This window comes from Desulfoluna sp. (assembly GCF_030145185.1).
Classification (GTDB): Bacteria; Desulfobacterota; Desulfobacteria; order Desulfobacterales; family Desulfolunaceae; genus Desulfoluna.
In genome coordinates this window covers 1-20,949 of the sequence record NZ_JAQYWB010000033.1, presented here as the reverse complement: position 1 = coordinate 20,949, position 20,949 = coordinate 1, and the positions used below count along the sequence as shown (strand labels likewise).

Below are 20,949 nucleotides of genomic sequence, written 5' to 3'. Positions count from 1 at the left end.
TTTCTTCCTGATTGATGACAGCCGGTTAAACGTGTGAGGTGGAGGAATGTGCAGCGTTTGGATGACGAATCGCTCGGGAGGGCGGGTCGCTGCACGGCTGGTCATGGGGCTCTTTTTTTTGAATGAAAAAGAGATTGATATGAGAGTTCCCGAATGGGAACTCTCATATCAGACGCAGTTTTTGGAGTATTTTTGTGTAACACTGTTAAACCCAGCAGGAGAAAGAGAATTTAACAGGTTGCCTTTAAAATATACAATTATTGTGCCATGTACAATAGAAAAGTGTATCACGCCCGGAGATAGGGTTTTGGGGGGCATGGTTCCTGAAGATCTGCAGGGGAAAGGGTCTCTGGGGCTGAACATTTTTATGAAAAAGAGGACCAAAAGTCCGGTATTCAGTACCCCGCTGACCGGCGGGCCGGGGCGTTTCTCAGGTCCTGCAGGGGCCTATTCCGATGAGATGGAGATCTCCTTCTTTTTTAAGAGCGTGTAAAAATGGGATTTCGAGAGCCCGGAGATCTGCATGATCTTTTTGGCGTTTCCTCCGGTATGGCGAATCAGCTCCTTTAAGTATTGTTCTTCCATGATGCCCTTGAATTCTTTGATTTCCGGGATACGGTTGCCGAAATGGTGGGTCACCTCCACACCGGTTTCAGCCAGAATTCGGGAGACCGGGGAGTCGGTGTCTTCGGCATGCGCTGAGGATTTCGGGGCCTCGGTCGTGCCTTGTCTGAGGGAGGCCTTGGCCACCTTGATCCGGATGTGGCTGGGCAGGTCCATGGCATAGAGGGTGCAGGTGCGACCCGAGGTGATAAAGGCCATCTCCAGGACGTTGAAGAGCTCCCGGATGTTGCCCGGCCATTTGTAGGCGGAGAGGGTCTCAAAGAAGTCGGTATCAAAGCCTTTGTTGGGGACGGTGTACTCCTCGCAGAGCCGGTCGATGAAGAACATGGCCAGGCGCTTGATGTCTCCCTGGCGGTTTCGTACGGGGGGCAGCTCCAGGTTAATCGCCCAGAGACGAAAGAGGAGATCCCTTCGGAAGGTCCCCTGCTCCACCATCTCTTCGAGATTTCGGTTGGTGGCGGCGATGAGTCGAAAATTACTGGTCACCTCCTGGGTTTGGCCCACAGGCCGGAATCGTTTCTCCTGGAGCACCCTCAAGAAAGAGCGCTGGATGGACAGGGGCATGTCCCCAACCTCATCGAGGAAAAGGGTGCCGCCGTCGGCCACTTTCACCAGGCCGGTCCGATCGGCGTCCGCACCGGTAAAGGCGCCCTTTCTGTGACCGAAGAGGGTGCTCTCCAGGAGGGTTTCGGTCAGGGAGGCACAATCCACGATGACAAAGTTGTTTTCAGCGCGGGGGCTGTTTTCGTGGATGGTACGGGCAAAGAGCTCTTTGCCGGTGCCGGTTTCACCGGTGATGAGGACCTGGGAGTTGGAGACCGCGGCTTTGGCCACGAGGTCAAAGCATTTTTTCATGGAAGGGCTGGCCCCGATGATGTTGTCCAGGTTCAGGGCCACCGGCGTTTCGGCCTGTTTTTCTTCCCGGTACTTCAGAGCCCGGGAGAGGCTGAGGCGGGTCTGTTTGATGGAGGTGGGCTTGACCAGGTAGTCCCAGACTCCGCCCTGAATGGCCAGCTCTGCCCCATCCGGGTCGCCCTGGCCGGTTAAGATGATCACCTCGGGTTCGGACGGGGCTTTTTTGATGAGGGGGAGGGCGGTCAGTCCGTTGCCGTCGGGCAGGCGCACGTCAAGGAAGACCACATCCACCGAGTGCCCTTCCAGGTAGTCCGATCCCTCCTTCAGGGTGTGGGCCGTGAAGCAGCGGTGCTCCATCCTTCTCACCAGGCTTTCCATGGTTTCACAAAACTCGATGTCGTCGTCAATGATGAGGATGGTGGTGGTCATTGGATCTCCTTGGGAACTCGATGCAGGACGGTGTTGATGGTTGCCGACAGGCTTTGTCGGTTGTACGGCTTAATGAGAACGCTTTGGACGTTGTCTGTTCGATCCATGGTGAGGCTTTTCTGGCGTCCTGAGACGATGATGACCGGGCAGTCCGGCGCGATGTTGCAGAGCTTGGTCGCCAGGACGAATCCGTTGTCTCCGGGCATGTCGAAGTCGGTGATCACCAGATCGATGGCCTCTGTCTGCTCGGTGACGGTGACAAGGGCCATGGCGGCGTCGTTGGCCACCAGGACATGGTAGCCCAGGCGTTCCAGGACTCGGGGAACCGTCTGCCGCTGCTCTTCATCATCTTCTACAAAAAGAATGGTTCCCTTGCCGGCTGCCGGGGGCAGAACGCCTTGCGCGGTTTGTGTGTCTGGTTTTTCCGTTCTCGGAAGGTAGATATCAAAGGTGGTCTCCACCCCGGGGAGGCTGCTTACATGGATCCCTCCGCGATGCCCTTTCAGTATACCATGAACCACCGCGAGGCCAAGGCCTGTTCCCACCCCCTTCTCTTTGGTGGTGAAAAAGGGGTCGAAGATTTTGTCCATCACGTCGGCAGAAATTCCGGGGCCATTGTCCGAGATCGTAATCCGGCAGTATTCGCCTGTCTGGATGGTGATCAGAGCGGCCTGGTGGTCGTCCACTTCGGCCGGGGCCACGGAGACGGTGATGGACCCGCCTCCCTTCTTCATGGCATGGAAGGAGTTGGTGCACAGGTTCATGATGATCTGGTGCAATTGGGTGGGGTCGGCCAGGCAGATACACTCGGAACACTTCTTCACTTCGTTTAGCTCTATGTTGCCCGTGATGGTGGACCGGAAGAGGGAGAGGGCCTCTCCCACCACGTCGGTGACGTTGACGATTTGAAACTCTTCGCGTGACGGGCGGCTGAAGGCGAGGATCCGGTTGACCAGTTCACTGCCCCGTGAGCTGGCCTTAAGCACCCGCCGGAGGTCTTCCGCGGCAATGGCCTGAGGATCGATGTCCTCTAAGGCCAGCTCGGTGGAGTTGATGATGGAGGTGAGGATGTTGTTGAAGTCGTGGGCGATGCCCCCAGAGAGGGTGCCCAGGGCTTCCATCTTCTGGGATTGCACGAGTTGCTTTTCAAGGTTGACCTTTTTGGTGATGTCCTCGGCCGTGCCCAGAATGCCTGTGATGTTGCCGTTTTCATCGCGTAAGGGGATCTTGTTGATCTCCAGGCACACCTCCTTCCCGTTAACTTTTTTGATGTTTCGACGAATTCGGTAGCGCGGTTTTCCGAACTGGACCACGGTGCGGTCGACCTCGCAGGAGGTGCGGATATCTTCGGGCTCTGCCATGATGTCGGTGTAGGTGACGTTGACATTTTTAGCGGGGTCGAGGTCGTAGAAGAGCTTGAAGGAGCGGTTTCCCCCCACATAGGTGAGGGCGTTGTCCTGCCAGTAGACAAGCTGGGGGATGTTGTCGAGGACGATCTGAAGCTTGTTCTTGGACTCTTCCATGGCAATCTCTGCCATTTTTCTCTGGGTGATGTCCTCACCGATGCCCTCCACGTGCTCCAACTCGCCGTGTTTGTTTCTCACCAGGCTGGCGTTGAGGGAGGCCCACCGTTTTTCCCCCTGGATGTTGTAAAATTCGATCTCCAGGCCTGTCACATCTTTGCCGATGCGGATCATATCCCGGAACCGTTTCTGGGTCTCCCTGGAGCCGTAGTGCTTTTCAATCTTGTCGATATGGGTGAGGGCCTCCCGTCGGTCGCTGTAGCCCAGCATTTGAGCAAAGGCGTTGTTGATGTTGAGGATCCGCCCGGTGAGATCCGACAAGAAGATCCCCTTGGTGGCATTTTCAAAGATGCTTCGGTATCGCTCTTCCGCTTTTTGCAGGTCTGACTGGGCCCGTTTCATGTCGTTGATGTCGAGGATGGCCCCCACCAGCCCGCAGATTTCGTTTTTGGCGTTGCGGTAGGTGGCTTTGTGCAGGATCACATGGTGATGATCGCTGCCGTGTTTGAAGATGCGGGAGTGGTAGACCCGGACCCCGTTCTCGGCCGTTAGGTGGGAGTCGCTCTCATCGGAGAGGGGGGGTACATTTTTTGGATAAAAGAGATCGTCGGTGTGGCCGATAATCTCCGCCCGGTTGACCCCGAACCAGCGTTCAAACTCTCGGTTTATGCCCTGGTAGTGGCCGTTCATGTCCTTAAAATAGATGGGAATGGGGACCGTCTCCATGAAGATCTCGAGAAAGGAGAGCTGATCCTTGAGGTCCTCCTCGACCCGCCAGCGTAAGGCGATGTTCATGACCAGGAAGATGAAGGCCAAGGTGAGGGTGGCAAAGCTGATGGCCAGTACCCAGAAGAGGTCGCGGTCGAGTTGGTAGAAGGGCTGTGGCATGTGGAGCACTTCGGCCTCTTCGGGGAGGGCGGCCAGGGGAATACTGAATTTTTGAAGCTGGGTGTAGTCGAAAAGCCAGCGGTATTGGGCGTCGTAGGAGACGGGCAGGTTGGAAATGGGGGTGCCCTTTAAGATCTCAAGGGCCATTTTTGCGGCGGTCTCCCCATGAAGGTGGCCGCTCGTGACACGGCCTCCCACGGTGCCGTCACCCACGAGAAATTTCCAGAAACCGTAGATGGGGGCGCGGGTGTTCCGTTCCAGGTCCGGAACGATATCGGCGGTGCCGTAAAAGGTGCCATCCCCGATGCTGTACTGGGGGATAAAAAAGAAGATGGTATCCGGCGTTGCCGCCCGGACCGTCTGATAAAGGATGTCCCGGTTGGCCATGTTGATGAAGTCGATGCGGAGCTTGCGGCTTTTGTCCGGGTAGCCTTTTTGGATTTGTCGGCTGATGGCCCGGCCGGTGGCCGAGGAGTCGGTGATCACCACAATCCGGTTGCGGGTGGGGTGAAGCTTCAAGGCGATGTTGATGTTTCCGGAGACATCCACGGATTCCGCCACACCGGTGACCTGGGTCTCGCCATGGAGCAGCTCGGGGGTGTAGTCGTTGACCCCGCAGAAGACGAGGGGGACGTCTGGAAACAGAGTTTGTCGGTGAGCGATGGCAAAGCGGAAGGCGTTGTTGTCTGAGGCGATGACGATATCAGGACGGAAAAAGGTAAGCTTGTGGCGGTAAAGGGAGAGCAGGGTCTCTTCCACGGCCTCCCCACGATACCGTTTGGAGTCCATGTATTCGATCTGCAGTTCAATGGGCACGCCACTCTCCTTGAAGACGGCCCGGATCCCGTCCATGATGTTGTCGGACCAGGCGTAGCCGTTTTCATAGGAGTTTAAAATTAGAATATTTGTTTTTCCGGCCATGGCTGGAGTGGCTGCAATGAAAAGAGCCATTGTTGCCACAAGCCAGAGGGTAACCGCGCGAATCATGACCTTTCTCTCCTTTGTAAAAGGCGGCTCGCATGGAGGAACGCATGCGGTCGATCTTATTAAAAAAATAAATCTTTTTTCAATAAATCAATGTATTATAATCAAATGGTCCTGCCTTGAACGTCATTCGCTGTGTTGGCCTTGGTTTCGGCGTGGTTCCACGCCATGCTGAACAGGCCATACGCCTGCGCGTATCCTTTTCTATAAGAAACCTGCACCGGGCGCATGGGGCGAGATGATGGGCCCCATGGAGCAGATGCATTGTAAAATAGGTTACACGAATTTATGCTGGCATGCTTATCAAAAAAAATATTCCTTCGCCACGCCCCAGGCATCTCGTCATTGCCCAGGTGACTCTGCGCGAAGACCCTTTTCTCTTTTTCTCTTCCTCTTCTGTTTCAACCAATCAAGATTCATGCCAGCGGACAGGCCGGTTCATAACGATGGTTTCAGGCATCCGTGAGGCGTGGCTCGAGGGCTTTTATTGCTGAACCACAGTTCGGGGGGGACGAAAGCATGCTTGTCGGTTCCGTGGCTCTCTGAGGCGTTCCTTTTCACAGGACACGCCCCCTTGGGTGGGCGAAAAGGGCAGGGCTCTTTTTTAACGATTGTGTCCTGAAAAAAAGACCAGGGCCCACAGGGCGGGATTTTTTGGTTTGTCTGCTCAAAAATACCCTGCCGTTACGGCTGCGGCATTGGGTATAATGACTTTAAAATCAACCTGTTACTCTGTGGGTATCGGTGGGCGTCTCTCTCCAGGGGGGGCGGGCCATTCGTTCATTATGGGAGAACACGATTTCACGGCGATGTCCTTTTTTTAGAACTCTTAACCTCGGGTATATCAAGTGTTCTGAAGGCTCAGTTTGTTTTTCAGGAGTGTAATAGTCGTTTTACGGAGGAACACTGTTACAGCTCCGGGACGATATTCCACCGCCAGAAGGGGCTAAAGCCGCGACGGGTAAGGTGAAAAAAAAAGGAAAGGGTTCAGGCACGGAAATTGTAATCAAGATAAAGCAGCGTTTTGTGGTTCTTCCTTCACTCATTTCATGCGGATCGAGGCCACTCGGTCACGCAGGCGAGAGAAAGCAGGTACCAAATATGCCCTTTGTTTTCGGGGTTCACCGCACTCAAATCTAAAGTTAGGGGGATTTGATATGTCGTTAGGAGTATTAGCACTCATTGCCTTTATTCCCATTGCTATCGTTCTTGTCTTTATGGTGGGGATGAAATGGCCCGCCACGAAGGCGATGCCTTTAGCCTGGGCCGTCTGTGCCCTCATCGCCATGACCGTCTGGAAAATGCCGGTTGGCTTTATTGCCGCGTCGACCCTTGCGGGTTTTGGCAGTGCCATCAACGTGCTTATCATCGTCTTTGGTGCCATCATCATCTTGTACACCATGCAGGTGAGTGGGGCCATGGAGACGATCAGTTTCGGTTTTATGGGGATCTCCCGAGACCGACGCATCCAGACCATTATCATTGCCTTTACCTTTGGTGCCTTCATCGAAGGAGCCGCAGGTTTCGGAACGCCGGCAGCCATCGCGGCTCCTCTGCTTCTGGGACTGGGTTTCCCTGCCTTGGCGGCGGTGTGTGTCTGTCTGATTTTTAACTCTGTTCCCGTGACCTTTGGTGCCGTCGGTACCCCCGTCTGGTTTGGTTTTAAAACCTTGCGGACCCCTGTTGAAAAGGCGCTGGCTGACGGAAGCATCGCCACCGGATTCACCACCTTTGACGGGTTCCTTAAGAACGTGGGCCAGTGGGCTGCCATCACCCACGCCATCATCGCCTGTTTCCTTCTTGTTTTCGTGATCTGCTTTCTGACCCGTTACTTCGGGAAGAACAAGAGCTGGAAAGAGGGACTGGGGGCCTGGAAATTTGCCCTCTTCGCCGCCGTGACCTTCGATGTTGTTTACCTCGCCACAGCCTTTCTGGTTGGCGTTGAGTTTCCTTCCCTTATCGGTGGCCTTGTAAGCCTTGGTATCGTGGTAACCGCTGCAAAAAAAGGCCTCTTCATGCCTGAAGAGATCTGGGATTTCGGAGAGCGTGCCTCCTGGGATAAAGATTGGGTCGGCGAAATCGAGCCCGGTAAATCAGATCTCAAGCCCCATATGAGCCAGGTCATGGCCTGGATGCCCTATGTTCTTATCGCGATCATTCTTGTCCTTACCCGCTTGAGTTCACTGCCCTTCAAAGGGTGGGTCACCTCGTGGGTGATCAGTTTTCCCCATATCCTGGGGTATGAAAGCGTTAACTTCGCCACCAAACTCCTTTACCTTCCCGGCACGATTCCTTTCATGCTGGTGGCCCTTATCACCATTGGCCTTCACAAAATCCCTGCGGAAAAAGCAATCGGCGCATGGAAAGAGAGTTTCGTTCGTATGAAAAACCCCACCATCGCCATGCTCTTTGCTGTGGCCATGGTGGAAATTATGAAGCAGTCCGGAAACAACGTGATGGGGTATGAGTCGCTGCCGTTGACCATGGCAGAAGCCGTGGCCGCCATCGCTGGCCAGACATGGCCGATGTTTGCCTCTTATGTGGGGGCTCTGGGCTCTTTTATCACCGGTTCCTGTACCGTTTCCGACCTTCTCTTTGCTGACTTCCAGTATGGCCTGGCCGCCAGCATCGGTGCCAGCCGTGAGATCGTTGTTGCCCTTCAGGGTGTCGGTGGTGCCATGGGTAACATGATTTGTGTTCACAACGTGGTTGCGGTCTCCGCCACCGTCGGTCTGGTAGGCATGGAAGGCACCATTATTCGACGCACCATGATTCCGCTGGTCCTTTACGGCATCATGGCCGGTACCATCGGTACCATCTTTTGCTACGTGCTGTTCCCCGGTGTCTTTTAAAGCCGGCGGTACAGAGACTCTGTGATCGTGAAAAGTAAATCAGGGGGATTCTTTCCAAGCTTGGTTCGGCAAGGATCCCCCTGTTCTTTATCCAGACCGGGTATTTTTTACAAAGAGACATAACGAACCTGTGGGAGGGGGCTATATGATTTCTGGGAATTTGAAAAAAGAATTTGAGAACCTTTTAGGCGAGAAAAACGTCATGGGTGACGAAGTCACCCGTATGAACTACGCGTATGATGCAGCGGTTCTGGACCCTGTCATGCCAGCCTTGGTTTTGCGTCCCGATTCCAGCGAGCAGCTGGGCGCGGCCATTCGTCTTTGCGGTGAACATGGCGTTCCCGCCACCGTGCGCGGTGCCGGAACCAATCTCTCCGGGGGCACCATCCCCTATAAAAATGGCGTGGTGATTTTGACCAACGCCATGAACAAGATCATCGAAATCAACGAAGTGGATATGTATGCCATCGTTCAGCCCGGTGTGGTCACCGCAGACTTTGCCGCCGCGGTCGCTGCAAAAGGCCTCTTCTATCCGCCGGACCCCGGCAGCATGAAGGTCTCTACCCTGGCAGGCAACGTGGCGGAAAATGCCGGGGGCCTGCGTGGCCTCAAGTATGGGGTTACCAAAGACTATGTCATGGGCATGGATTTCTTCGATGTCGAGGGCAACCTGATCAAGACCGGCTCCAAGACCGTCAAGGGTGTGACCGGGTTTAACGTGAGCGGGCTCATGATCGCCTCCGAAGGGTGTCTGGGGGTCTTTAACGAGATCACCCTGAAGTTGATTCCTCCCCCCAGAGCGTCTAAATGCATGATGGCTATTTACGACAGCGTGGCCGAGGCCACCGAATCTGTGGCAGCCATCATCGCGGCCAAGATTGTGCCTTGTACCCTCGAATTCATGGACAATTTCACCATTCGCGCCGTGGAAGACTACGCCAAGGTTGGATTGCCCCTCGACGCCAAGGCCCTGCTTCTGATTGAAGTGGACGGGCACCCCGCAGAGGTGGCTGACGACGCGGCCAAGGTGGAGGAGATCTGCAAGAAGTACAATGCCAGGGACATTCATGTGGCCAAGGACGAGGCAGAGAAAAACAAGGTGTGGGAAGCCCGTCGTGCGGCTCTTTCCGCTCTGGCTAAACTGAAACCCACCCTGGTTCTGGAAGATGCCACCGTGCCGCGAAGCAAAATCCCGGATATGGTGAGCGGGCTGGATGTGGTGGCTGCAAAGTATGGCCTCTCCATCGGGACCTTCGGTCACGCCGGGGACGGCAACCTCCATCCCACGATTTTGTGTGATCGCCGTGACGAAAAAGAGTGGCATAAGGTGGAAACAGCCGTCAAAGATATTTTTGACCTGGCCCTCGGTATGGGCGGCACCCTTTCAGGAGAACATGGGATCGGCATTGCCAAGGCCGGTTTTATGGCCCAGGAGGTGGGAGAACAGTCCCTGTCCTATTTCCGCAAGATTAAAAAAGCCGTGGATCCCAAGGGGATCCTTAACCCCGGAAAGGTGATAGGAGATTAGCCCATGAAAGACATTGCCAATCTTCGAATCACCCTTTCTGAACTCGATGATATGCTGGTGAACTGCATGCGTTGCGGGATGTGCCAGTCCGTCTGCCCCGTTTTCCGGGACTCCATGCTGGAAGGCGATGTGGCCAGGGGGAAACTGGTCCTCATCGACAGCCTGGCCAAGCGGATGATCGACAGCCCTGGAGAGGTGAAGGATCGCCTTGACAATTGCCTTCTCTGCGGCTCCTGCGAGGCAAACTGCCCCAGCGGGGTCAAGGTCATGGATATCTTCATCAAGGCCCGTATTGTCCTGACCAACTACATGGGCCTGTCGCCCGCGAAGAAGGCTATTTTTCGAGGGACCCTGGTGCACCCGCGGTTCTTTAACGGCCTGGTCTCCATGGGGTCCAAGTTCCAGGGGATCATGACCAGCGAGGCGGACTCCTTTCTCGGGACCTCCTGCTCCAAGATCATGTCCCCCCTGATCGGGGACCGTCACTTTATGCCCCTGGCCAAGCGGCCCTTTCGCAAGGATCATTCGGGCATAGACTCCGGCAAGGGCACGGCGAATATCCGCGTGGCGTTCTACCCGGGCTGCGTGGTGGATAAGATGCTCCCACAGGTGGGTCATGCCGTGATCAAGGCGTTGGAACATCACGGGTGCGGGATTTACCTGCCGAAAAAGCAGGCCTGTTGCGGGATCCCCTCCCTTGCCTCAGGGGACGAGGAGAGTGCGATCAAGCTCCTGAAGCAAAACTTGAAAGCCTTCTCCAAGGGCAACTACGACGTGCTGGTCACCCCGTGCGCCACCTGTACCTCCACCATCAAGAAGCTCTGGCCCAAGATCGCGGCCCAGATCTCTCCCGAGGCGGAGAAAAAGGCCCAGCGTATCTCCGACCGCACCATGGATATCAGTGAGTTCCTCGTCAAACATTTTGATGTGGACCTCTCGGCCCATGCCGCGTCCGGGAAAAAGAAAGTGGTGACCTGGCATGACCCCTGCCACCTGAAGAAATCCATCGGCGTCTCCGCAGAGCCCCGGGCCATCCTCAAAGGCCTGCCCGGTTACGAGTTCGTGGAGATGAATGAAGCGGATTATTGCTGCGGCAACGGCGGCAGCTTTAACCTCCAACATTACGACACCTCCAGCCGCATCGGCAGCCGAAAGCGAGACAACATCATCGCCTCCGGCGCTGACGTGGTGACCACCGGGTGCCCGGCCTGTATGATGCAGATGACCGACATGCTCTCTCAAGCCCACGACAACGTGGCGGTCAAACACGTCATCGAACTCTACGCCGACGCGTTGTAAAGCATAAGATGACCCTCCGGCGGCCCTGCCGGGGGCCAACCTTTTGAAAAGGTTGGCAAACATATTGTACCCTTTGAGCCCCTGAGCCGAAGCGGAATCGTTACCAAAAAGCCGCCCTTAATTTTAAGGGCGGCTTTTTTTTGCCTTAGCCCGGATATTTCACGAGTTGAGTGCATTCATACTTAAGGCACCAGAGCTGTCGATGGAGTGGTTTACCTCAAAGCTCTGATAACGCGGCAGATGAGTGCACCCGGCTCGCCCGAAGGGTGAGAAAATCAGACAGAATACCGTGGATTACATTTTGCATTTTTGAAACGACTGAAAATATGACAGCGAAGAACTGTCATTACGGATTATGCCTTAGTCCTGATTGTTTTCTCATGAAATATCCGGGTTAGGGGGCACGGGTAGCGATCTTGAAAGCAGGTAGCGAATATTCATCGGGTCCCAAAATTGAGGGTATGTGATTGGTTGTTGCAGAAAACCAATCCTGTCATGTAGTATGATTTTGCTTAAAAAAGCCTTAACATACCTTGAAACAAGAGAATAACAGTTGGCAATGGTGTCGGCCAGAATCACAAATATTCATAGAGTCAGCGAATAATTCATTTCGTTCTTTTCATGCCTTCTTTGATAGTTATGGGTTCGGGAGTTCTTGTATGCGAATAAAACGTCTTTTAATGCAACATGTCGGTCGATTTGAAACACTGGAGATGCCCTTTGCACCCTCGGAGGAGGGAGAAGGGCGTGTAACGGTCATTATTGGCAACAATGGCGCAGGTAAATCATCGATTCTTGAGGCGTTGTCGACAAGTTTAAGTTGGTTGGTGGCTCGGATTCTCAGAGAAAAAGGCGCAGGAAAAGCCATTGATGATCTTACTATCTGCAACGGGACATCCTATGCGACGGTTGAAACGGTGGTGGAATCCAAGGGGATAGAGTTTCGCTGGAGTCTTGCCAAGACCCTGAAAGGAAGAAAGAAATGTGTTGACAGCTATTTAGGTGGCGTCACGAAGCTTGCTGATACGTTTCGCAGTTCCCTGACCGAAGATGACTCTTCATCGCTTCCTATCATGGTTTATTATTCAGTAGAGCGCTCCGTGCTGGATATCCCTATGAAATTGAAATCCATGCATACGTTTGGTCAGTTGGATGGGTACGATAAATCTTTGCATCAGGGGGTCGATTTTCGTCGTTTTTTTGAATGGTTCAGGGAACGTGATGCAACGGAAAATTCGAGTTTTTCTCATCAATTTGAGCGAGTGATATCGGATGTGGGCGGAGTGCAATCCATCGAAGATATCAATCAAAATAAGGAGCTTCTTCAAAAAATACTTCGGTTGCGTATTGAATCCCGGGATATCCAATTGGACGCAGTTCGTCAGGCGGTTACTTCGTTTATGCCTGGATTTGAGAACCTGAGATTGGAAAGAAAGCCCAGGCTCCGCATGATGGTCTCAAAGGGCAATCAGGAGCTGGATGTGTCCCAGCTTTCACAAGGAGAAAAGTCTCTCATGGCCCTTGTGGGAGATCTGGCCAGGCGGCTTGCCATGATGAACCCCAGTTTGAAGAATTCCTTGGAAGGTGAGGGGGTGGTTCTGATAGATGAATTGGACATGCATCTTCATCCATCGTGGCAAAGAAATATTATCCGAAACCTTCAGGGCACCTTTCCTAATTGCCAGTTTGTTTTAACAACCCATTCTCCGCTTGTGATCAGTGATGCTCCAAATATTCTTACCTATGTGTTGGATGATGGGGAGCTGAAAAAGGTCGGAAATCTCTACGGCTTGGATGCCAATCAAGTCCTTCTTCAAGAGATGGATACGGATATTCGAAACCCTGAGGTTCAGGGGCGATTAGACGATCTTTTTGATAAGATTCAGGATGGGGAGATTGAAGACGCGAAGGTGATGCTTGCGGCCCTCGAAGAAGAGCTGCCCCTGGATCATTGGGAGCTTAATAAGGCACGTATTCTGATTCTCCGAAAGGAGGCGCTGGGTGCGTAAGATTATCAAGGAGGCGGAGCCGGAGATTCTGGCAACGTGGAAGCGAAGCCATCCCAACGGACGATACCGTGATTTGGATGAGGGGGGATATTCTGTCCGCGAGGGGATAAGGGCTGCTGCCCTTAAGGAACAACAAGGACTTTGTTGTTACTGCTGCAAATCAATTGATTTAAAGTCTTGTCACAATGAACACCTGGAACCTCAGAGGACAGCACCGCAAAGGTCATTGGACTTTTGTAATATTGTGGCCAGCTGCAACACGCGAAGGCAGTGTGGCGACGCCCATGAATCAAAGCACTTGCCTTTGACGCCATTGATGGATGCCTGTGAAACAGAGTTGAGTTTCAGACTTAATGGAAAGGTCAGAGGGCTGACGGGTCGTGCTGACCGAATGATAGAGATACTCAAGCTGGGCAATGGAAATAACCGAATGCTTCAGCAAACACGCAAAATCGGTATAGATGCGTTACTTTTTACCCATATCGGGTCCTTTGATTCATTGGAACTATTGGGAGATGATCTTCTCTCCATTTTTCTCGAAGACATTGAGTCAATAACTTCACCGCAACTTCCCGCTTATCAGCCAGTCCTTGTCAATATCCTGAAGCAAGAACTCCAAAAATAAAATTTTTCGTAACTATTCAGCTTATGCCTCCGGAAGCCAACCTTGTGAAACGGTTGCTAAACAGGCTTTAGCATTGGCTCTCCATAAATGCGGATGTGATTTGACCCGATACGTCCGCCTACGTCCATCTCTATGCGTCACCATTCGATCTACATCAATGGGCTACGGCGCGACATGGGGAGCGCACCCGAAACCTGCTTTCAAGGTGGCTCACCTTGCCGCCGGAGGCACGCTTTTTTGCATGTCGTTGTATCACTTCGTAAAGAGATTGAGATTGGGGGTGGCGGCGAGGTCCAGGGGTTGGGAGAAGGTCTGGTGGACGTTGTCCCGAAGGGCCTCCAGGGTGGTGGCGTGGGCCAGTTGTTTGAACACGGGGTGGCCGAATTTGAAGTTGGCGGCAAAATAGAGGAGGAATTTTTTATAGAGGCGGACGGCGTAGCTGGGGGCGAAGGCCGCTTCCACCAGGTCCAGAAAGCGCAAGGCGATTTGAGGGTAGAGCTCGGGACCGAAGGTTTTTTCTTCGAGCATCTCGGCAAAGACAAAGGGGCGGGCGATGGCGATGCGTCCCAGGGAGACACCGTCACAGCCGGTGGTGGTGACCATGCGGGTGAGGTCTGCCGTGTTGAAGACGTTGCCGTTGCCGAAGACGGGGAGGGCAACGCTCTCTTTGACGGCTTTTATGTGTGCCCATTTTGGGGGGCGGCTGCGGCGGTCCGGGGAGATCCTCGGGTGAAAGACCAGGGCGTCGGCCCCGGCAGATTCAAATCGCTGGCCCATCATCGCGGCAAATCCGGCGTCATCCTTCCAGCCGGTACGGTATTTGACGAAGAGGGGGAGGGTGGTGGCTCTTCGGACCTCCCGGACGATGGCTTCCGCGCGGTCCGGGTCTTTGAGGACGGCGGCGCCGCCCTCTTTCTTGCAGATGGAGGCAACGGAGCAGCCGAAGTTGATGTCTACTCCGAAGAGCCCTTCTTTTTCGATGCGTTCGGCAGCTCGGGCCATCTCCAGGGGGGTGGCGCCGACGATTTGCATGACGAGGCGTTCTGCCTCTTCATCCCGCCATCGGAACATGGGGGAGATGGCTCGGTTTTCGAAGGGCAGGGCTTTGGCGCTGCACATCTCTGAGAAGAAGAGGCCGCAGCTTCCGAATTCATCGATGATCTGCCGCATGGCCACGTGGCCGAGGCCGGCCAGGGGGGCCAGAAAAAGGCGGTTGGGGATCTCTTTGCCCCCGATGGTGATGGGGGTTTTTATCATGTCTTGTACGGGGTTCATGGTTTTTATTGCCGTGTGCCTTGTGGGTTCTTTGTGGGTGTGATGCCAACGGTTTGATCTCATGTCACGCGCCGACGTCCTGGGTACCGACCGTCAGTCCGAGGCACCCGTTTGCGCCGTTGAAACGTCGGTCGCCGCGCTGTCCCTGCCAGGGGGGCTGCGGCGTGGTACATGAGAGGGGAGATCCTTCGTGCCCTCAGGTTGTCAAACAGGGGGGATACCCTATCACATTCATCCCTGTCCGGGAAGATGGATGCCGATTGATCTTGGTTAGATAGTGTACTATAGTGACGGGATACCTTCGACCTTCGTTTGACATGAGCTGAAACGACTCTGGTGATATAGATAAGTGAACATTCTGGTGTAACGGAAAGAAGGAGCAAGGAAGAGATGATCGAAAGCAAGTACTATCTGGTGGAAAAAAAAGAGCATGTGGCCTGGGTATGGTTCAATCGGGCGGATAAAAAGAACGCCATGAATCAGGACGCCTGGATGGACTCCCCGGCGGTCTTCCAGGCCCTGGACGAAGACCCGGAGGTGCGCGTTATCGTGGTGGCCGGTAAGGGGGATGCCTTCTGTGCCGGCATCGATCTCATCGGGATGGTGGGCTCCATGCCTGAGCTCATGGAAAACGAGCAGAAAGGCGGGCTCAAGTGGAAGCTTCTGAAGAAGATCTATCCCCTTCAGGAGACGATGAGCGCCATGGAGAAGTGCCGTAAGCCCGTTATTGTGGCGATTCATGGGTATTGCATCGGTGCCGGCCTCGATTTTATTACCGCCTGCGACATCCGGCTCTGCTCGAAGGATGCCACCTTTTGCCTCAAGGAGACCGCCATCGGCTTTGTGGCCGATGTGGGTGTGCTCCAGCGCTTGCCTTTCATCGTCGGTCAGGGGGTGACCCGGGAGATGGCTTATACCGCCAAAACCATCGATTCCCGTCGCGCCTTGAATATCAACCTTGTAAACGAAGTGTACGAAGATGCCGAGGCCCTGTTTAAAGGAGCTCAGGCCATGGCAGATGTGATCGCGGCCAACCCGCCCATCGCGGTTCAAGCCTCTAAGGATGTGCTGAACCACGGGACCGAACAGGCCGTGAACGAGGGGCTTAAGTATGTGGCCTCCATCAGCTCCAATATTATCCCGTCACACGATTTGATTGAAGCCTTTACCGCCTTTGCGGAAAAACGAAAACCGGTTTTCACGGGCAATTAGCCCAGACGGCAGGTCTTAGATTCACAGGTGTTCTGTGACCCATTCTCTCCGTTGGGAGAGGAGGGGCCGCAGAGACCCGGTGGGTTGAAACGGGCCTTTGCCTCAGGAGTTTTGTTAAGATCCATGAACATTTACTTGGTCAGCCTCGGTTGCGCACGCAACCTCGTCGACAGCGAAGTGATGCTGGGCCACCTCACCGAGGCCCGATGCACCATCATTGATTCACCGGAAGAAGCAGATGTGATTGTTGTCAACACCTGCAGCTTCATCACGTCCGCGGTGGACGAATCCATCGATACCATCCTCGAGATGGCGGAATACAAAAGCAAGGGCAAGTGCCGCTATCTGGTGGTCGCTGGGTGCCTTCCCCAACGATTTGGAGAGGATGCCGTTCCCGAATTTCCCGAGGTGGATCTTTTCCTCGGCACCGGTGGGTACGAGCGCATTGCCGAAGAGATCAACCGGCTCATGGCCGTGGATGGACGCGTGGGCAAGGCCACCTGTGTGCTTCCTGACCCCAACAGCGTCTCCCCGGCCCGGACCGATTCGCCCCGAGTAACCACCACAGGCCCCCTGGCCTACCTGAAGATTGCCGAAGGCTGCAACAGGCATTGCACCTATTGTATCATTCCCACGCTCAGGGGCAAGTATCGCAGCCGATCCATCGAAGACATCACCGCCGAAGCACAGCGCCTTCTCGATGGCGGCGTTCAGGAGTTGAACCTCGTGGCGGAGAGCACCACCGACTATGGCGAGGACTTGGGCGAGCCCGGCAAGCTCTCCCAGGTGCTGTCGTCTCTTTCAGAGATTGCCACAGGGAAGTGGCTTCGTTTTCTCTACGCCTTTCCTGATACCTTAGATGATGCCACCATCAAGCTGGCGGCCGAAGATGAGGCGGTCTGTGCCTATTTTGATATCCCCATTCAGCATGCCTCGGATCCCATCATCAGAAAGATGGGCCGTCAGTACACCCAGGAGGATTTACGGGTTCTTTTTACCCGGCTTCGCGCCGAGGTTCCGGGCGTGGCTCTTCGCACCACATTGATTGTGGGTTTTCCCGGTGAGACGGAGGAGGATTTTCAGACATTGCTCGATTTTATCACCGAGGTGGAGTTTGACCATCTGGGTGTCTTTACCTATTGCGACTCTGAAGAGCAGGCCTCCCACGTCCTTCCCGATCACGTGGATGAAGAGGTCGCCCAGAAACGGCAGGATACCATCATGGCCGCCCAGGAGGAGATCTCCGCCAGGCGGAACATGGCCCGCGTGGGAAACACCTACCGGGTGCTTATCGAAGAAAACCCCGAAGAGGGGGTGTTTATTGGCCGGACCTTTTTTCAGGCCCCGGAGGTCGACGGGCTGACCTTTGTCTACGGCGAAGGGTTGACCGTCGGTGCCTTTGTTGACGTCCGCATCACGGATGCCATTGTCTACGATTTGTCAGGAGAAGTGGTATGAGCGATTTGAAGGCGAAAATTTTAGGTGAGGTGGCCGGGGAACTTTCCGCCATCGAAACCGCACTGAAAGAGAACCTGAATCCCTGGGCCGAGCTGGCCGGGGAGGTGGCGGGTCATCTCCTGTTTTCCGGGGGGAAACGCCTTCGTCCCCTGCTGATGATTCTGGCTGCCCGGGCCTGCGGCTCTGACAGGTCCGACCTTGCCCGTTATTCCGTTCTTTTTGAGTACCTTCATGCCGCCACCCTGATCCATGACGATCTCGTGGACGAGGCGGTGATGCGGCGAGGCAAGCCCGCCGCTCATGCGGTGTACGGAGCTCCCGAAGCGGTTCTTACCGGGGATTTTATCCTCGCCCGGTGCCTGACGCTGACGGCCGAGACCCGCAACTTTGCCATTATCGATGAGATTTGCGGGATCACCGAGGCCATGAGCCAGGGGGAGATTCAGCAGCTCTACAATAAGGGCCGAATGGATCTCACCGAAGCCGAATACCTTGAGGTGATTGAACGCAAAACCGCTGTGCTGCTGAAGGGAGCCTGTGTGACAGGGGCCCTTCTGGCCGGTCAGCCGGAAGAGGGGGTGGACGCCATGGGCCGCTACGGCTGGCATATCGGCATGGCGTTTCAGATGGCCGATGACCTTCTGGACTATACCGCCGACCTGAGCGTTTTGGGGAAAGAGCCGGGAGCCGACTTGCGGGAAGGCAAATTAACTCTGCCTGTGATCCACGCCCTGTCAAAGGCCTCGGACGAGGAAAAGCTTCGCATGGAAGTCATCATGACCGACCTTCATTTTACCGAAGACGCCTTCTCCGAGTTGGTGGCCATGCTGGAGAAACTCAATGGGATTGGATATACGCAAGGGTGCGCTGCAGATCACGTGGCCAAAGCCAAAGCCGCTCTGGGCGGGCTTCCCGAAAGCCGTGAAAAAGAGTTGTTGCTCCTTGTGGGCGATTACAGTCTGGGTCGAAAATCATAGGAAGGAGGGGTGAGCAATGCTGAAACGGACCTGTGCATGGATCGTTGTGATACTTCTGACTGTCTCTTTCGGACAGTCCGGTCTCTTGTGTGCAGAGGAGGGGGCCGCTCCCAAGGTTTTTTTCTCTCTGGGCAAGGGGGACATCTCCCGAAATAATATTCCAGCCGCCAAAGAGAAGGCGGTGAAGGATGGGCTCTATGCCTCCATGGAGACGGCTCTCTTTGAGCTTCTCTCACCTGGGGTGATTGCCGTTAACTTCGATACGGTGACGGAGATCCTCACCGATTCGGCCGCGACCTATATCGATGGGTACAAGGTTGTGGCAGAGCGGCGGTCCGGGGCGTATTACCATGTGGCTGTCGAGGCCTCCGTGGCCATGGAGCGTCTGGCAGAGCGTCTGACCTCTCTGGGGATTGTCCTCGCGGGGAATGATAAGCCCAAGCTTCTGTTTCTGATTTCCGAGAGACTCTCGGGGAGTTCGGCCTTTGACCATTGGTGGGGGGCCGGCAAGTCCTTTATTGTCACCATCTCGGATGACGCCATCTCAGGGTCCATGGCAAGACGTGGGTTTGAGGTGCTTCCCCATCGGGCGATTGTTGAGGATGCCGCCGCCTTGGGGCTCGATGGGCTGATCAGCCGGGAAGAGGCCTTGCGCATCGGCCGTGCCTTTGGTGCCGATGTGGTGGTGACAGGGAAGGCCTGGACCGAGCCTTCGGGAAACGTTATGGGTGAGGAGCGCTCTTTTCGGGCCTCCGTTGAACTCGAAGGGCTCCTCGTCAGTACGGGACGGCCCCTTAGCCGTGTCCGCAAGGCAAGCATCGCCGTGGGGACGGACCCCGGTGAGGTCAGCACCCGAGCCATGACGGAAGCGGCCCGGGTGGCCGGTCGGGATCTTTCTTCCCAGATTATTGGAGCGATGAAGGAGAAAAAGAGCCGCACCACGATGATTGAGGTGGTGGTGGAAGGGACAAATTTCTTCGAGAATTTGACCCAACTCTCCCGTGAAATGGAAGGGCTCGAGGGGGTTCTTTCTGTCAGGCCGCGAGAGCGTCGCATCGAGCGCGCCGTGATGGTTGTGAACTTCACCGGTGAGGGCAAAAAACTGGCTGAAAAGTTGTTGGCTCGCAATTACAAGGGGTTTTCCATCACCCTTTCCGAGGTCTCCAGTGATCATATTAAAGTGGATATGGTGGCCGGAGGAAAAAACACCGTCATGCCCTAACGCGATATCTGGTTGTTACCTGAAGGGGTTAGGGGTCGGGGCAAAAGAAAGGGCCGTTTCTCAGGTGCCCAGGCGCTTTTTTCTGCTTGACACCTATGGGTATCGCTGCTAAATGTATCTTGTTTTTTACAGGTAAAACCTAAAGGCGCGTAGCTCAGTTGGTAGAGCGCTACCCCGACACGGTAGAAGTCATCAGTTCAAGTCTGATCGTGCCTACCATATATATGAAAGGGATCCAGTTTTCTGGATCCCTTTTTTTATTCCCTTTTTTTATTCCCTTTTTTCATTTTCCCCTTCTCATTCTCATTTTCTATGGGTGCTCCGTGTTCCAGAGGGCATCTACCGCCTCAATCCCAAAGGGGCGGACCACGATGTATTGAATCTCTTTCCCTTCAAGATCGTAGATCTCCATAACCGGCCCCTGGTGCTCAGGATGCTGCTCAAACCATGCGTTGAGCCTGGGATAGACCTTTAAGGTTCCCAGAACCACAGAGAGCTTGCCCTTGTACGGAAAGGAAATGGCGGGAAGCCTGATTTCAGGGAGGGTGGCGATCAGATATTTTTTCCTGAGCGGTTCCCATGTCCCGACCTCCTCTCCCGCCAGGATGCATCCGGCCAGAGACCTCAGATTCTCCACGGCCACCTTTCTGGGGTTGTCGTAATAAAGTCCCACCCCTTTCGTGGAGGAAAGGCCCTCATTTTTGAGATTTTTGTAAATCTCATCGATCATATGACCGCTTTGGCGATAATTCCCCATCTGTTTTTTATAGACAAAGCTGAAACCAGGAATGGTTTGTTCTGAGAGCGTGACCTCTGCAAAGAGGCCGTACCAGGTAAGGATGGAGACAATGGCGGCCAGGGTGATGAGCGTGACGGAGAGAATAGGTTTCATCCGTGTATCCTCATAGAGGGTGGGGGTCCTTCAGGATTAACGTGGGCAGGACCGGTTTTGCACCGGATGTTTTCGCCTGAAAACATTGAAAAACTGATGCAAATATCATTTACCATAATCGCTATCCTGAAACAAGCAGAGGGATTTGCATACCTATCCCGGATATTTCACGAGTTGGGTGCGCTCATATGCAAGGCATCAGAGCTGAAGATGTAGTGGTTTACCTCAAAGCTCTGATAACGCGGCAGATGAGTGCACCCGGCTCGCCCGAAGGGTGAGAAAATCAGACAGAATACC

General features: G+C 54.4%; 14 protein-coding genes and 1 tRNA gene. 11 read left to right on the top strand and 4 right to left on the bottom strand.

The annotated features are described in order from the left end of the window. Nucleotides 1-118 precede the first annotated feature (118 nt). Nucleotides 119-493 (top strand): hypothetical protein, encoded by a 375-nt coding sequence (locus tag Q1Q75_RS12090; RefSeq protein WP_300670788.1) that lies wholly within the window; start codon nt 119-121, stop codon nt 491-493. On the opposite strand, the gene Q1Q75_RS12085 is transcribed toward Q1Q75_RS12090, so the two are convergent. Further along, entirely contained in the window at nt 448-1,908 is a 1,461-nt protein-coding gene (locus Q1Q75_RS12085; RefSeq protein ID WP_300670785.1) for a sigma-54 dependent transcriptional regulator, read from the bottom strand. The two genes, Q1Q75_RS12090 and Q1Q75_RS12085, sit on opposite strands and share 46 nt — an antisense overlap. Next, complete coding sequence (locus tag Q1Q75_RS12080; protein ID WP_300670782.1) at nt 1,905-5,306, bottom strand: ABC transporter substrate binding protein; 3,402 nt, start codon at nt 5,304-5,306, stop codon at nt 1,905-1,907. The genes Q1Q75_RS12085 and Q1Q75_RS12080 overlap by 4 nt, the downstream gene beginning before the upstream one ends. Before the next feature lie 1,154 nt (nt 5,307-6,460). Here Q1Q75_RS12080 and Q1Q75_RS12075 point away from each other — a divergent pair. The 5 genes from Q1Q75_RS12075 to Q1Q75_RS12055 all read left to right on the top strand — a co-directional run bounded on the left by Q1Q75_RS12075 (nt 6,461) and on the right by Q1Q75_RS12055 (nt 13,616). Beyond that, nucleotides 6,461-8,155: an L-lactate permease gene (locus Q1Q75_RS12075; RefSeq protein WP_300670780.1), complete on the top strand. Its 1,695-nt coding sequence runs from the start codon at nt 6,461-6,463 to the stop codon at nt 8,153-8,155. A 145-nt stretch (nt 8,156-8,300) separates the two neighbouring features. Beyond that, entirely contained in the window at nt 8,301-9,683 is a 1,383-nt protein-coding gene (locus Q1Q75_RS12070) for an FAD-linked oxidase C-terminal domain-containing protein (RefSeq protein WP_300670777.1), read from the top strand. Between the two features lie 3 nt (nt 9,684-9,686). Continuing rightward, nucleotides 9,687-10,982, top strand: a complete 1,296-nt coding sequence (locus Q1Q75_RS12065) for a (Fe-S)-binding protein (protein WP_300670773.1) — start codon at nt 9,687-9,689, stop codon at nt 10,980-10,982. 533 nt (nt 10,983-11,515) lie between these two features. Then, nucleotides 11,516-12,991 carry an AAA family ATPase gene (locus Q1Q75_RS12060; RefSeq protein WP_300670770.1) on the top strand — a complete coding sequence of 492 codons (1,476 nt, stop codon included), beginning with the start codon at nt 11,516-11,518 and terminating at the stop codon, nt 12,989-12,991. Beyond that, on the top strand, nt 12,984-13,616 hold the full coding sequence (locus tag Q1Q75_RS12055; RefSeq protein WP_300670768.1) for a hypothetical protein: 633 nt from the start codon (nt 12,984-12,986) through the stop codon (nt 13,614-13,616). Before Q1Q75_RS12060 ends, Q1Q75_RS12055 begins: the two co-directional genes overlap by 8 nt. Before the next feature lie 252 nt (nt 13,617-13,868). On the opposite strand, the gene Q1Q75_RS12050 is transcribed toward Q1Q75_RS12055, so the two are convergent. Then, nucleotides 13,869-14,891 (bottom strand): tRNA-dihydrouridine synthase family protein, encoded by a 1,023-nt coding sequence (locus tag Q1Q75_RS12050; protein ID WP_300670766.1) that lies wholly within the window; start codon nt 14,889-14,891, stop codon nt 13,869-13,871. Between the two features lie 390 nt (nt 14,892-15,281). Between Q1Q75_RS12050 and Q1Q75_RS12045 the strand changes: the two genes are divergently transcribed. The 5 genes from Q1Q75_RS12045 (at nt 15,282) to Q1Q75_RS12025 (ending at nt 19,979) form a co-directional block, all read left to right on the top strand. Beyond that, a complete protein-coding gene (locus Q1Q75_RS12045) occupies nt 15,282-16,103 on the top strand; it encodes a crotonase/enoyl-CoA hydratase family protein (RefSeq protein ID WP_300670765.1) in 822 nt (273 codons plus the stop codon). Nucleotides 16,104-16,226: 123 nt separating this feature from the next. Continuing rightward, a complete protein-coding gene (rimO, locus tag Q1Q75_RS12040; RefSeq protein ID WP_300670763.1) occupies nt 16,227-17,561 on the top strand; it encodes a 30S ribosomal protein S12 methylthiotransferase RimO in 1,335 nt (444 codons plus the stop codon). Continuing rightward, on the top strand, nt 17,558-18,538 hold the full coding sequence (locus Q1Q75_RS12035) for a polyprenyl synthetase family protein (RefSeq protein ID WP_300670760.1): 981 nt from the start codon (nt 17,558-17,560) through the stop codon (nt 18,536-18,538). Before rimO ends, Q1Q75_RS12035 begins: the two co-directional genes overlap by 4 nt. Nucleotides 18,539-18,554: 16 nt before the next feature. Continuing rightward, nucleotides 18,555-19,760, top strand: a complete 1,206-nt coding sequence (locus Q1Q75_RS12030; RefSeq protein ID WP_300670757.1) for a hypothetical protein — start codon at nt 18,555-18,557, stop codon at nt 19,758-19,760. A gap of 143 nt (nt 19,761-19,903) precedes the next feature. Next, a tRNA-Val gene (locus Q1Q75_RS12025) sits at nt 19,904-19,979 on the top strand. A 91-nt stretch (nt 19,980-20,070) separates the two neighbouring features. Here Q1Q75_RS12025 and Q1Q75_RS12020 read toward each other — a convergent pair. Further along, nucleotides 20,071-20,652 carry a GyrI-like domain-containing protein gene (locus Q1Q75_RS12020; RefSeq protein WP_300670755.1) on the bottom strand — a complete coding sequence of 194 codons (582 nt, stop codon included), beginning with the start codon at nt 20,650-20,652 and terminating at the stop codon, nt 20,071-20,073. Between the last annotated feature and the right edge of the window lie 297 nt (nt 20,653-20,949).

Bases quoted from the DNA above. Each gene is read 5' to 3' on its own strand.
- Q1Q75_RS12050 (WP_300670766.1), bottom strand. From the start codon at position 14,891: ATGAACCCCGTACAAGACATGATAAAAACCCCCATCACCATCGGGGGC.
- Q1Q75_RS12075 (WP_300670780.1), top strand. From the start codon at position 6,461: ATGTCGTTAGGAGTATTAGCACTCATTGCCTTTATTCCCATTGCTATC.
- Q1Q75_RS12020 (WP_300670755.1), bottom strand. From the start codon at position 20,652: ATGAAACCTATTCTCTCCGTCACGCTCATCACCCTGGCCGCCATTGTC.
- Q1Q75_RS12045 (WP_300670765.1), top strand. From the start codon at position 15,282: ATGATCGAAAGCAAGTACTATCTGGTGGAAAAAAAAGAGCATGTGGCC.
- rimO (WP_300670763.1), top strand. From the start codon at position 16,227: ATGAACATTTACTTGGTCAGCCTCGGTTGCGCACGCAACCTCGTCGAC.
- Q1Q75_RS12070 (WP_300670777.1), top strand. From the start codon at position 8,301: ATGATTTCTGGGAATTTGAAAAAAGAATTTGAGAACCTTTTAGGCGAG.
- Q1Q75_RS12030 (WP_300670757.1), top strand. From the start codon at position 18,555: ATGCTGAAACGGACCTGTGCATGGATCGTTGTGATACTTCTGACTGTC.
- Q1Q75_RS12065 (WP_300670773.1), top strand. From the start codon at position 9,687: ATGAAAGACATTGCCAATCTTCGAATCACCCTTTCTGAACTCGATGAT.
- Q1Q75_RS12035 (WP_300670760.1), top strand. From the start codon at position 17,558: ATGAGCGATTTGAAGGCGAAAATTTTAGGTGAGGTGGCCGGGGAACTT.
- Q1Q75_RS12080 (WP_300670782.1), bottom strand. From the start codon at position 5,306: ATGATTCGCGCGGTTACCCTCTGGCTTGTGGCAACAATGGCTCTTTTC.
- Q1Q75_RS12085 (WP_300670785.1), bottom strand. From the start codon at position 1,908: ATGACCACCACCATCCTCATCATTGACGACGACATCGAGTTTTGTGAA.